This window comes from Paenibacillus sp. Root444D2 (assembly GCF_001426375.1).
In the GTDB taxonomy this organism is placed as follows: Bacteria; Bacillota; Bacilli; order Paenibacillales; family NBRC-103111; genus Paenibacillus_E.
This window is the reverse complement of the sequence record NZ_LMEO01000051.1, coordinates 22,871-35,219: the sequence shown is the minus strand read 5'-3', so window position 1 is coordinate 35,219 and position 12,349 is coordinate 22,871. Positions and strand designations below refer to the sequence as shown.

The window sequence follows — 12,349 nt, the reverse complement described above, 5'->3', positions numbered from 1 at the left end:
TTCCGGCTAAAATAGGATACAACAAAGGCGTATAACACTCATCCCGAGGGCTATACGCCTTATATTTTTATTTAGAGCTAAACCATGAAAGTCCAATGGAAATTAGAATGCCTGCTATCGCGATCCAAAATAAGTAGGAACGAAGCACACGTCCCAAGCTCTTATCTTGCCGGTCCAATACGGCTTTCTTGCGAGAGCCGCTTTCTTGCGTCTCCCCATCTAACTCATCTGTCACTTGTGTGCGCCAATTCACGAATTGAAAGCCAATTCCGCTAACCACAATGGAAATCATGAGTAAAATCAAAGAACCCATAAACAGTTTGTCCGATATGGACTGCATCATGCATCTAACCTCTCTGTCTTCACCTATATAGTTCTTCTATTATACTTCAAATCAGACTTTGAATACACACAAAAGCCCCAATCGAGTGAGAGTCGATTGAGGCTTGTTTACTTTTGCAGCTTATAGAGTTTTATCGCCTGGTTTCCAGTTCGCTGGACAAAGTCCACCAGCCTGAAGCGCTTGAAGCACACGCAGCGTCTCATCTACAGAGCGCCCAACATTCATATCCGTGACCACTTGGTAGCGCAGCACGCCTTCCGGATCAATGATGAATAATCCGCGATGTGCGGCGCCGCTTTCATCGTCTAACACGCCATATGCGCGTGCTGTTTCTTTGGAGAAATCACTGACCAACGGGAATTTCACAGGACCGATGCCGTTTTGGTCGCGCGGCGTTTGAGTCCAAGCTCTGTGTGTATACACACTGTCGACAGAAGCTCCAACGATTTCACAATCCAATTCAAGGAACTGTTCGTAATTGTCACTGAAAGCTGTAATTTCGGTTGGACACACGAACGTAAAGTCGAATGGCCAGAAGAAGAAAACAAGCCATTTTCCTCTATATTCTTCAAGCGCTATTTTCTCTTCTAAGGTTTCCATATTCTTCGTCGAAAGCAATGAAAATGAAGGGGCAGGAAGCCCTATTTTGGCAAAAGATTGTGAGGGTTGTACGGTTAATTGTGTCATGGTTAGCTCTCCTCTATCTATTTATATAGTATGTTATTAGCTTGCGATTTCGGCCAAAGCTTTTTTGAGTTTAGTAACGTTGAGACCCAAAATTTTGTGTTCGCCAATGACCGTCACAGGCAAAGACATCAGGCCTAAATCGTGAAGTTCTTGTCCGAATTGATCATTCAGATCAATGTTTCTTTCTTCGTAGGAGACATTTTGTTCCGTTAAATACTTTTTCAACTGTTGGCAATAAGGGCAATTTGTACTTGAATATACAATGACATTAGACATCGGAATTCATCTCCTTGTGTGGCTAAGATTATTTGTATTGCGGGATCAGCTGAGCCCGTTTATTAATAAATTTATCGACCGCCATGGCTGCGATGGCTCCATCAGCAGCTGCAACAACCGCTTGCTTCACCGGTGTGCGTCTAACTTCTCCAGCCCCGAATACACCAGCAATAGATGATTGCATCGAGCTATCCAGAATCATAAAACCATCCGCGTCCAGCGGAACCTGATCCTGTAGGAAATCTGTGCCTGGTTTACTGCCGGATAGGAAGACAAACACACCATCCACTTGGAGTATTTCCTCTGCCCCAGAACTCGTACGTATTCTAAGTCCCTCTACGTGCTTGTCTCCAAGCACTTCAAGCGGTTTGGCTTTATAGAGAAAGTCAGTGCCCGGCAATTCTGGAACGTGATGAACACCTTGCAGTTCTGGTCGTGGAACTATGAAGTGAATTTTTTCCGTAAATTTACTTAACGCTTGTGCTTCTTCTAAGGCTTCCTCTGAATCACCAATGACAGCGACCGTTTTCCCATCGAAAAAAGCTCCATCACACGTTGCACACGTACTAACGCCACGCCCTAACAAGCTTTCTTCTCCAGGCAGCATACGATTGCGTCCTTTGGAACCCGTCGCGATAACGATCGACTTGCTTTCATAGATACCATCAGCCGTAAATACATACTTCGTATCACCTTCCACATCTACGGCTGTAATCGTTGTTTGGATGAACTCAGCCCCAAAGCCTTTGGCTTGCTCCCGCATCGTATCAAGCAAATCTTTACCTGACAGCTCTCCAATTACACCCGGGTAATTCGCAATTTTGTGAGTAATAGCCAAAGCTCCTGTATTCGGTGCCTTGTCAATCACGAGTGTCTTCAGATTTCCTCTTGCAGTATAGATAGCAGCTGAGGCTCCCGCCGGTCCAGCTCCAATAATAATGACATCATACATCGCTGTGCACTCCTTTCAACCCATAGTGACTGCTTGTCCAATGAGAATTTATATCAGATAATAATTATTATAAATAAATAATAATAAAAGTCAATCCTTTTTAATAATTATTATAAATAAGAAAAGAACCCTCATGTCATCAACATAAGGGCTCTCACTATTTCCTATTGAGCAGCGTAGACATGTTCTAACTCTAGAGCTACCTCTTTAATATCATAGCCGGCTAGTCGAATCGCTCGGATTCGCTCATCAACCGGGACAGGATCGCTGCGCAATGCCTTCATTAACCATTGTACCCATACGGCAATGTCTTGCTTCAAACACACGAATGCGAAAAAACCTGCTCTCAGATTCGCTTCTTCTGGTAAAACATCGGATACCACGCAGGGAACTCCTGCGGCTTGCGCTTCAATCAAAACCATGGGTAAACCATCTTTGAATGAAGGTAAGACCATGACATCAAATTCCTGAAGGAGCTCAGAAATATCGTCTCGCCGTCCTAATAGATGAACACGGTTTTGGATCCCTTTTTGCTCGATCATCGCTATAATCTGAGGTCGCAATGCACCATCCCCCACCAGAATAAGCCTCGCATTCGGCATACGGTAGAGCAGCTCTTCAAAAATCTCAATCAGGAATGTATGATTCTTAGCTGCGCTAAACCGTCCAATATGACCAATAATTGGCTCTTCGGGTGGAATCTGCAATTGCTCGCGGAGCGTCATGGGCTTCTGTAATCTATTTGTAAATCGACCAACATCTATCCCGTTACGCACCATTCTGCCGCGATTATCTTTAAACCAGTAATACCCGAATAGCGCCTGACTTGCCGTGATCGAGCTGCTTACCCAACTGGTCGCAAATCGCCGTATCATGTTCCTCTTCAGCCATCGAGATACCTTAGTCGTTGAGGAAGAGTATGTATAATCACTTATGCTGTGACAATGTACAATACGAATATCAATGCCAAACAGCCTTGATGTTAACAAAGTTAAGACACTAGCTTCATAGGTATGACTATGCAAAGCATGGAAAGGACCGTGATGTTGAATCGTCGACTTTAACTCATATATGTAACCCATCCAGCCCGCTCTAGGCTTCTGCAGGATGAATATTCTCCCACCGAATGCTCGTATTTCTTCATCATAATCAGAAGGATTATGCGTGTGGACAACGAAATCGAATTGAATCTTTGATCGATCCATGTGCCGATACACATTCATAATAAAGCTTTGCGCTTCTCCACGATTCATATCACTAATATGATGTAAGATCCGAACGGGTTGATGGCTCAATACACATTCCCCCTTAAAGTTGAACAGGCAATAGCTGAAAAAGCTGAATTAGTATTCTATGATTTAGATGAATGTAAGCCAATGGGGAAAATCGCGAGGATTAGTAAACGAGAGAGTCATTTATGTAAGCGCTATCCAAAATGAATTGTAGCACGAAAACTACGCATTTCCTACTTAAATATTAAGATTTGATAAAGGAATTTGAGTTATTCCATCCAAAACTATGTAATAAATGAGAAAACCTCTAATGTGGTAACAAAATACCGAGAAACTTTCTGATAAGAAAGCATCTCGGTTCTTAAACTTTATCGTGTTGAGATTATACCGTCTAAATACCTGGATAACCCGGGGAATAGGGTGGGTATGGATAAGTCTGGTATGGATAAGTCTGGTATGGATATGGACATTGACATAGATAATCCTGGTATGGATATGGACATGGACATGTATTTGGATATGGATATGGATAGTAAGGCTGTGTCGCATTCAATACATAAGGGGCTACAACCAAAGGCAGCAGATTGCTCACTCCGCCATGTCCAAAGTGCGGAAACCCGCCATGCCCTGGGAAGCCATGATGATCAGGACCACCGAATCCTGGCCCACCATGACCAGGACCGCCATGTCCGGGGCCACCATGACCTGGACCGCCATGCCCCGGTCCACCATGGCCGCCGCCTCCGTGCCCACCTTGTGGTGGACGAAATTCTTGCTCTTCTGGTTTCGTCATTTTCTGGATCACTCACATTCTTGTATAGTTAACAGCCTACAATACTGTATGTGTGCGATTGCCTAGTTGGTGACCACTTCTCCAAAAATTGGGCGGTTATTTCTTATGCTTTGTAACCATCTTATTACTTCCGATCTTTCCAGATATCGCAGAGTCCGACGAAAAAAACAACAATTGTCGTGAACACAATTAAACGAATATCCCATGCGTTCGGAAAATCATTCACCTGAGTACCCGAAGCACGGAGAACAAGAACAAATAAGAGCAGTACTAGATCAAAAAACATACAGTAGGCCATGCGAGCTGAAAGCTTATGGAGTGGTAGTTTGTCCAACATTTTGCCGAATCCAAAGACGTCTGACCATCTTCCGGGCTCGTTGGATTTTTTCTGGGGGGAATTGTCTTGTTGGCGATCAGAGATCGGCTTTTGCTCGTTTTGCATCTTTCTTATCAGCAACTTGCCTCGACTCATGGACATCCAGCCACATCAGAATGGCTCCGCCGAAGCTAAATCCCGCTATACATATTCCCCCCAAAGGAGATAATAACCCCACCTCCCAAGTCATCACGAAAGCTAGAAAACTCACTACTAGTAAAAGGTATGCACCTGTCTTTTTCATTGAATTACCTATCATAATCTCTTGCACCTCCCTATTCGTTAGATCTTATAGTATATGAGAGATTGATAGATTCGGTGATTGACCGTAGACAGTTTCCTTTACAAATGAAAAAACGGACTTGAGGGATCGTCACCGCCTCAAGTCCGTTTTACTTCCACCATGAAGTTTTATCTGTTCAGCAAGCTCCCTACATAACGCAGCAGCTCATTCGCACATACAGGGCAATATCCATGTTCATCAATCAATTGTTTGGTCACATCATTAATTTTCTTCAACTGCTTCTCATCCGGTGTTTTCGTGGAAGTCGTTATTTTCACGATATCTTTCAAATCAGCGAAGAGCTTCTTCTCAATCGCTTCACGCAGCCGCTCGTGACTGCTGTAATCGAATTTCCGACCTTTACGGGAATAGGAGGAAATGCGGATCAGTATTTCTTCTCGGAATGCTTTCTTCGCATTTTCAGAAATGCCAATTTGTTCTTCAATGGATCGCATCAGGCGCTCATCCGGATCCATTTCCTCACCGGTAAGAGGATCCTTAATTTTCCCCCAATTACAATAAGCCTCAATATTATCGAGATAGTTATCGAAAATAGTTCTGGCTGATTCTTCGAAGGAGTAAACGAACGCTTTCTGCACTTCTTTCTTGGCAATATCGTCGTATTCCTTGCGCGCCACGGAAATGAAATTGAGGAACCGCTCACGCTCATCCTTCGTAATCGACGGATGCTGATCCAAACCATCCTTAAGGGCACGCAGAACATCCAGCGCGTTGATGCACTGAAGATCTTGGCGAATCAATGCACTTGAAATTCGGTTAATGACATAACGCGGATCGATGCCGCTCATGCCCTCTTCTTGGTATTCATTTTGCATTTCCTTGAGGTCCGCTTCTTTGTAACCTTCCACAACTTCACCATCATACATACGCATTTTCTTGACTAAATCCATCCCTTGCTTCTTCGTTTCCTTCAAGCGGGTAAGAATGGAGAAAATCGCAGCAACTCTGAGCGCGTGCGGAGCAATATGAATGTGAGACATATCACTCTGTCCGATGAGCTTGTAGTAAATTTTTTCTTCATCCGAAACCCGAAGGTTATACGGAATTGGCATAACAATCATCCGCGATTGCAAAGCCTCATTTTTCTTGTTCGCAATAAAAGATTTATACTCGGTTTCATTCGTATGCGCAATGATCAATTCATCGGCGCTAATGAGGGCGAACCGTCCTGCCTTAAAGTTACCCTCTTGTGTGAGTGACAGTAAGTTCCAGAGGAATTTCTCGTCGCATTTCAGCATTTCCTGAAACTCCATGATCCCCCGGTTTGCCTTATTCAGCTCCCCGTCGAACCGATAGGCACGCGGATCGGATTCGGAACCAAACTCCGTGATGGTGGAGAAGTCTATGCTTCCCGTCAAATCGGCAATATCCTGTGATTTCGGATCCGATGGACTGAACGTACCGATACCTACACGCGCTTCTTCTGAAACGAACACACGCTCAACATGAACATCTTCAATACAGCCGTTGTACTCGGTTTTTAAACGCATTTGACAGGAAGGACACAAACTGCCTTCAATCTTTACTCCCAGCTCTCGCTCGATCTCGGGACGCAGCTCCATAGGGATCAAATGAAGTGGTTCCTCGTGCATCGGACAACCTTTAATCGCATAGACAGCCCCTAAGTCAGTTCTAGCAAATTGCTCCAGCCCTCTTTTAAGCATGGTCACAATGGTTGATTTACCACCGCTTACAGGACCCATCAGCAGTAATATCCGCTTACGAACATCCAATCGACGGGCAGCGGAATGGAAATATTCTTCCACCAGCTTCTCAATGGCTCTATCCAGGCCGAAAATCTCTTTGTTGAAGAATTTGTAGGATTTGTGCCCGACTTGGTCATTGATTCCTTGCGAAGCAATCATATCATAGACCCTTGAATGCGCTGTTCTCGCGAGTCCAGGATTTTTGCGAAGCAATTCTATGTACTCCGCGAACGTACCGGTCCAGCTCAATGAATCCTTCTCCGTACGATGCTCCGAAATTCTTTTGAATATGTCCATGGGTACCTCCTTTCACTGCTGCCTTTCTTATCTAGGTCAGCTCGTGATGGTGAATTGTGTACTACAATCCTATGCACTCATGGAGGATAACTTGCCCGAAATTTTTTAACTGTAATGGATTTCTCGCTTTACTATTTTGGTTAATGTTATGGATTAGCAGTTGCGAAGAAGCTGCTCGTCCTGATGAATCGCAGATGATTATTTACTAAATAGTTCATATGTTTTGCCCGCTTCAACGCTAAACTCTATAACTGACTGATTTCCGCCCAAGGCAATATCTTCTCCCCCGCAGCGGACCAGAACCGCATGGCGTGTTCGGACTCTGCATAAGCCAGCCTTCGCTGCGCTTATGACCGCTTCCGATAGTTTGCCATCGGTCCATTTCAGGTCGACGACGTATCCGCCGCGCCCCCTCAGTCCTCTCACTTCTCCATCAGACCACACAGGCGGCAGTGCAGGAAGTAGGTTCAGCTCATCGGCATGGGATTGCAGCAGCATCTCCACAATACCAGCCGTGGCTCCGAAATTCCCGTCAATTTGAAATGGAGGATGCGCATCAAAGAGATTGGGATATGTTGATTTCCTCAGCATGTGACTCAAATGCGCATACGATTGTTCGCCATCTTCCAGTCTTGCAAACATATTGACGATCCACGCACTGCTCCAACCCGTATGCCCTCCTCCGTTTTCCAATCTGCGCTGCAGGGTAGCTGCAGCTGCCTTGGTTAATTCGGGCGTGCGATGCGGGTTGATTTGGGTTCCCGGATGCAGCGCAAACAATTGTGAAATATGCCGATGACCTGGATCATCCTCCTCATAGTCCTCCAACCACTCCATGATCTGTCCGTGCTTGCCAATCTGTGGCTTAGGCAGCCGCTCCAGCAGCGCGGAGAGCCGCTCACGAAGCTCACTATCGACCTGCAGCAGGAGGCTGCTCTGTTTACACGCCTCGAACAACTCACGGATAATCTGCGTATCCATAGAAGGTCCCATGGTCAATGACCCTCTGGTTCCATCCGATAAGACATACACGTTTTCTGGAGACACAGAGGGTCCAGTCACTAGCTGTCCATCTGGCGTTTCCACCAAATAATCAAGGAAAAAAGCAGCAGCATCCTTCAAGATCGGGTAGGCTCTGTGCCGCAAAAATTCTATATTTTCGGTAAACACAAAATGCTCCCATACATGCAGGCTTAGCCAAGCAGCTCCCATCGGCCATATCACACATGTCGGAAACAAACCTTCAGGACGTGTCTCTCCCCATATGTTCGTGTTGTGATGAGCGACAAAACCCGAGCAGCCATACAGCTCGCGCGCAGTTTGCCGACCGCTGACCTGCATCCGTTCGATATGATCGAACAGCGGCTCATGGCATTCCGATAATCCGCAAACCTCAGCCGGCCAATAATTCATTTGTGTATTGATATTAATCGTATATTTGGACTCCCATGGAGGCGTAAAGCTGTCATTCCAAATGCCTTGAAGATTCGCGGGCAGACATCCCGGTCGGGAGCTGGCGATCAATAAGTAACGGCCGAAATGAAAGTAAAGCTCCGCCAAACCGCTATCCACACTCGATTGACTTTCTTGTAAAAGCTTCAACCGCTCGTCCGTTGGCAGATTATCAAGCGGATCGTTTACGGTCAACCGCAAACTCACCCGATTATACAATTCCTGATAATCTTGAATATGCCGGCGTTCCACCTCATCTGCGTTGAAACGATCCGCGCCTTCAATTTGAAGCTTGCAAGCTGCTAATGGGTCAGGCTCTCGAAATGTGCTGGCTGCGGCAAGTACTAAAGTCACAGAGCTAGCCCCCTCCACAGACAAGAAGTCGCCGATCACGGACACATGACCATCACGGGATTTGGCTTTCAACACACAGGCATATTCAACACCGTGCTTCCCACATTCTCCGCCCATCCAAATGCTATCCTCCGACAATGCGCCGGTTTCTCCCTCAAACGGTCTGCGATTCAGATTCGCAGAGAAATTAAGCTTACCTGGCTGATCGCACTCCAATTGAATCATCATTACTTGATCTGGGCAGCTGGTATACATCGTGCGACGGTAAGTGACTCCATTGATCCTATAGGTTGTACGAGCGATTGCCTGCTTCAAATCCAATTCTCGCCGATACGCCTCAACTTCGCCTTTCTGGTCATGAAAATAAAGCCTTAGGTCTCCCAAAGGCTGATAAGGGTTGTAATATTTAGGTGTAGAAAAGAGTGCCATTCGCGTTAATCGCGTGGCCTCCACGACATTTCCGGTAAAAAGCAGCTCTCGGATTTCTTCTAAATATCGAGAACCATCGGGGTTGAGTCCATCCTTGGGACCTCCGTACCAGATGGAATCTTCATTTAATTGAATTCTTTCCTCTTGCACATGACCGAAAATCATCCCGCCTAGTCGACCGTTACCGATCGGAAGCGCTTCTACCCACATCTTAGCAGGCTGAAGGTACCACAATTTCTCGCGATTGTTCAAGTTTACGCCCCCTATACAAGATTTGGTTTATCATCATGTTTAGGCGATGCAGGCATCACCATGATCATTTTAGTTCCCTGCTCAGCCATACTTTCAATCCTCAGTCCATAATTCTCCCCATAAACCATTTGAATCCGCCGATGAACGTTCAGCACACCAATACCGCCTTTTTTACCTGCTTCATCGATTTCAGCATCTGCCAGTCTGTTGGTCCTCAACTTCTCTTGGAGCTGCGTAAGTTGTGTCTCCGACATTCCTGAACCATTATCCTCTACACTGATCCAGAAGATTCCATCCTTTATCCCTCCGTCGATTCGGACGAAATGATAATCTTCCAATCCTTCCGGAAATGCATGCTGGAACACATTTTCGACCAGAGGCTGAAGAGTCAGCCGAACCATGACATGAAGCAAATATTCGGGCTTAATCGCAACATCAATCTCAAACTCCCGGCCAATTCTATGCCTCAGTACGACCAGATAATACAAAACGTGCTTCAACTCGTTCGCAACCGTTATTTCTTCCAAATTCGTTTGGACCGAGTATCGCAGCATATAAGCCAGTGCCTTAACGATTTCGGATATCTCCTCTGAATCCTGAATCGTGGCATAGCAGATAATCGTCTCCAGTGTGTTGTACATAAAATGAGGATTGATTTGCAGCTGAAGAGATTGAAACTCAGCCTTCTGCCGTTCCATCCGAATTTCTGAATTGCTTAATTCGACCTGAACCACGCGATCAACCGCTTCAGATAGCCGTTTGACCATCAGATTATAGCGAACCATGAGTTCGACAATTTCGTCCCTGTGAGAGGGGAGAGGAATCGTGGCCCAATTCCCTTTCTCCGTCTCTCTCATCCCAGATTTGAGTACTTGGATCGGCTTGGTAATCGACCTACCGAATCTATAAGCAAGTAAGATTGCTAATACTAGTGTAAATAGTCCGACTACAAGCGTTGTTGAACGGATGTTAGCCACCGGTTTACGCAGTTCATGAAGCGGCATGGAGACAACAAGCTGCCAACCCGAATAATCGGATGTGCGGCTTAGATACATGCGCTGATCCCCCTCACTGCTGTCAACGAAGGAAGAAGTCCCAGCCTCTTGCAGCTTCTCCACGAACTCTTTGGGAACATCTGAACCGACTTTTTTTCCATCAGGATGATAGATATAACGACCTTTTTCATCCATGATAAACAAGTACCCGTATTTACCTAAATCAATCCCTTTCCATAGGGCAGATAAATCAGCAGATCTCATCTCAATGGCGAGCAAGCCACTCAATTCAGGCGAGGTGAAGCCTCGAATACGGCGGACTAGCGTGAGCATTTGATTCTCTTGACCTTCAATAATGGTGTGGTTCAAAATACTCAATTTTCCGTCAGCCGTTGTATTGGCGAGAAAATATTCCCGCTGTTTTCGCTTATCCTCCGCATTGAAGGATTGCTCGTTCACACCATTATAGTAATAGACTGCATTCAGCTTATCGCTGAGCAAATACACAGAAGCTAATTTAGGATTGCGAATAAATAACGGATCGACACTCGTTTCGAGAATCATTTTCCGATAGGTAAAAAAGTCATATTCCTCCCGATTCGCCTTCAGATCAATAAACTCCATAACCTGCCTGTTCGTCAAAATAGAGACAATGGAGCGCTCATAGTCTTTCAAATACAGATCCGTATGATGAACCGCGTTTCCGACGATTTGATTCATTTGGTTCTCAACCATCTCGGCTAATTCATCAGAAGATGTCATATAAGAGAAAATACCGACACTGCTAAGAGAAAGAATAATGACAATTAGAAAATAGACGAATAGCTTTTTCGTTAGACCTCTAATTTTCATTTGATACCGAGCCCTGCGCGATATTCAGAAGGCGAAACGCCAACAATTTTTTTAAAGGTTTTCGTAAAATGGGGGTAATCGTCATACCCGACATCGGAGGCTACATCCACGATTCGGACATAAGGGATAGCCAGCATTTCCTTCGCCTTCGTCATCCTTTTTTTGATCCGGTACTGAACAAAGGTCTCATTCGTTACTTTTTTAAAAAGCGAGCTGAAATAGGTAGGTGTCAATCCGACCATCGCAGCCACTTGATCCAGCGAAATGTCTTCTGACAACCTGCTGTCGATAAAGCCTTTGGCCTCTTCCATTGGATCTTTGAAGCTGCCGCTTCGAACGTCTTGAAGTCCTTTCGCCATTTGAACCAAACCCTTCTCAAACGCTTCGAGGGCTTCCTTCACACTATCCGCCTGCAAGTGGGCTTGCACAGAGGAAGGGGAGTAATTGCGGACTTGAAAGCGTTTGACAAGAAGCGCATTACAATCGTCCAATAGCTCCTTCAGCTGGGCCAACGATAAATTGGCAGATAGGCAGTATTCACGCCACCGGCTGATTAAGCTGTTTAGTTCCTCCATTTGCAAGGCCCATATTTGCTGTTCCATTTGATCGATCCACTCGATATAACGGGAAGGCGGCATATAGCTGCGTGATGGCTTTTTGATCAATTGATCCAACATGCCATGCACATCCGATTTGGTAACCGGTTTCAGCATATAGTGCCGAACACCATAATTCATGCTTTTTCGGGCATATTCAAAGTCACTGTAACCGGATATCACAACGGTCTTAATTTGAGGAAATTCCTCATGAATGATTCTGCAGAGCTCCAATCCGTCCATTTTGGGCATGCGAACATCCGTCAACACAAGATCAGGTTCGCAGGCGCGAATCCGCTCTAAAGCAGCCACACCGTTCTCAGCCGTCTGTATTTTCGAGAAAGAAGGCACGTACATTTCCGCCATCTTTACCATTCCTCTGCGAATGACAGGTTCATCGTCTACAATCAGTACATGCATGTTCAGACCTCCCCTATGTTTCTCAGAATCGCT

12 protein-coding genes are annotated in these 12,349 nt (G+C 45.4%); all 12 read right to left on the bottom strand.

Annotated features, from left to right (window positions below):
* Positions 1-67: 67 nt before the first annotated feature.
* The 12 genes from ASD40_RS31645 to ASD40_RS31595 all read right to left on the bottom strand — a co-directional run bounded on the left by ASD40_RS31645 (position 68) and on the right by ASD40_RS31595 (position 12,316).
* Positions 68-343 (bottom strand): hypothetical protein, encoded by a 276-nt coding sequence (locus tag ASD40_RS31645; protein ID WP_057307133.1) that lies wholly within the window; start codon positions 341-343, stop codon positions 68-70.
* A gap of 120 nt (positions 344-463) precedes the next feature.
* Positions 464-1,030 carry a peroxiredoxin gene (locus tag ASD40_RS31640; RefSeq protein WP_057307132.1) on the bottom strand — a complete coding sequence of 189 codons (567 nt, stop codon included), beginning with the start codon at positions 1,028-1,030 and terminating at the stop codon, positions 464-466.
* Positions 1,031-1,066: 36 nt separating this feature from the next.
* A complete protein-coding gene (locus ASD40_RS31635) occupies positions 1,067-1,306 on the bottom strand; it encodes a glutaredoxin family protein (RefSeq protein ID WP_029196850.1) in 240 nt (79 codons plus the stop codon).
* 28 nt (positions 1,307-1,334) lie between these two features.
* Positions 1,335-2,258: an NAD(P)/FAD-dependent oxidoreductase gene (locus tag ASD40_RS31630; protein WP_057307131.1), complete on the bottom strand. Its 924-nt coding sequence runs from the start codon at positions 2,256-2,258 to the stop codon at positions 1,335-1,337.
* 164 nt (positions 2,259-2,422) lie between these two features.
* Positions 2,423-3,553 carry a glycosyltransferase gene (locus ASD40_RS31625; RefSeq protein WP_057307130.1) on the bottom strand — a complete coding sequence of 377 codons (1,131 nt, stop codon included), beginning with the start codon at positions 3,551-3,553 and terminating at the stop codon, positions 2,423-2,425.
* A gap of 328 nt (positions 3,554-3,881) precedes the next feature.
* Positions 3,882-4,283: a hypothetical protein gene (locus ASD40_RS38345; RefSeq protein ID WP_200957492.1), complete on the bottom strand. Its 402-nt coding sequence runs from the start codon at positions 4,281-4,283 to the stop codon at positions 3,882-3,884.
* A 124-nt stretch (positions 4,284-4,407) separates the two neighbouring features.
* Complete coding sequence (locus tag ASD40_RS38340) at positions 4,408-4,620, bottom strand: hypothetical protein (RefSeq protein ID WP_156390254.1); 213 nt, start codon at positions 4,618-4,620, stop codon at positions 4,408-4,410.
* 76 nt (positions 4,621-4,696) lie between these two features.
* On the bottom strand, positions 4,697-4,918 hold the full coding sequence (locus ASD40_RS31615) for a hypothetical protein (RefSeq protein ID WP_057307128.1): 222 nt from the start codon (positions 4,916-4,918) through the stop codon (positions 4,697-4,699).
* A 152-nt stretch (positions 4,919-5,070) separates the two neighbouring features.
* Positions 5,071-6,966 carry a PrkA family serine protein kinase gene (locus ASD40_RS31610; protein ID WP_057307127.1) on the bottom strand — a complete coding sequence of 632 codons (1,896 nt, stop codon included), beginning with the start codon at positions 6,964-6,966 and terminating at the stop codon, positions 5,071-5,073.
* Positions 6,967-7,164: 198 nt separating this feature from the next.
* Positions 7,165-9,453, bottom strand: coding sequence for a glycoside hydrolase family 95 protein (locus ASD40_RS31605; RefSeq protein WP_082562583.1), 2,289 nt, complete (start codon positions 9,451-9,453; stop codon positions 7,165-7,167).
* A gap of 11 nt (positions 9,454-9,464) precedes the next feature.
* The gene (locus ASD40_RS31600) at positions 9,465-11,300 is read right to left on the bottom strand and encodes a cache domain-containing sensor histidine kinase (RefSeq protein ID WP_057307126.1); all 1,836 of its coding nucleotides are present in this window, start codon (positions 11,298-11,300) and stop codon (positions 9,465-9,467) included.
* Entirely contained in the window at positions 11,297-12,316 is a 1,020-nt protein-coding gene (locus ASD40_RS31595) for a response regulator transcription factor (protein WP_057307125.1), read from the bottom strand. Before ASD40_RS31595 ends, ASD40_RS31600 begins: the two co-directional genes overlap by 4 nt.
* Between the last annotated feature and the right edge of the window lie 33 nt (positions 12,317-12,349).

Coding starts and splice junctions, on each gene's coding strand:
- ASD40_RS31635 (WP_029196850.1), bottom strand. CDS start 1,306: ATGTCTAATGTCATTGTATATTCAAGTACAAATTGCCCTTATTGCCAA.
- ASD40_RS31610 (WP_057307127.1), bottom strand. CDS start 6,966: ATGGACATATTCAAAAGAATTTCGGAGCATCGTACGGAGAAGGATTCA.
- ASD40_RS31640 (WP_057307132.1), bottom strand. CDS start 1,030: ATGACACAATTAACCGTACAACCCTCACAATCTTTTGCCAAAATAGGG.
- ASD40_RS38345 (WP_200957492.1), bottom strand. CDS start 4,283: ATGACGAAACCAGAAGAGCAAGAATTTCGTCCACCACAAGGTGGGCAC.
- ASD40_RS31645 (WP_057307133.1), bottom strand. CDS start 343: ATGATGCAGTCCATATCGGACAAACTGTTTATGGGTTCTTTGATTTTA.
- ASD40_RS31630 (WP_057307131.1), bottom strand. CDS start 2,258: ATGTATGATGTCATTATTATTGGAGCTGGACCGGCGGGAGCCTCAGCT.
- ASD40_RS31615 (WP_057307128.1), bottom strand. CDS start 4,918: ATGATAGGTAATTCAATGAAAAAGACAGGTGCATACCTTTTACTAGTA.
- ASD40_RS38340 (WP_156390254.1), bottom strand. CDS start 4,620: ATGTTGGACAAACTACCACTCCATAAGCTTTCAGCTCGCATGGCCTAC.
- ASD40_RS31595 (WP_057307125.1), bottom strand. CDS start 12,316: ATGCATGTACTGATTGTAGACGATGAACCTGTCATTCGCAGAGGAATG.
- ASD40_RS31600 (WP_057307126.1), bottom strand. CDS start 11,300: ATGAAAATTAGAGGTCTAACGAAAAAGCTATTCGTCTATTTTCTAATT.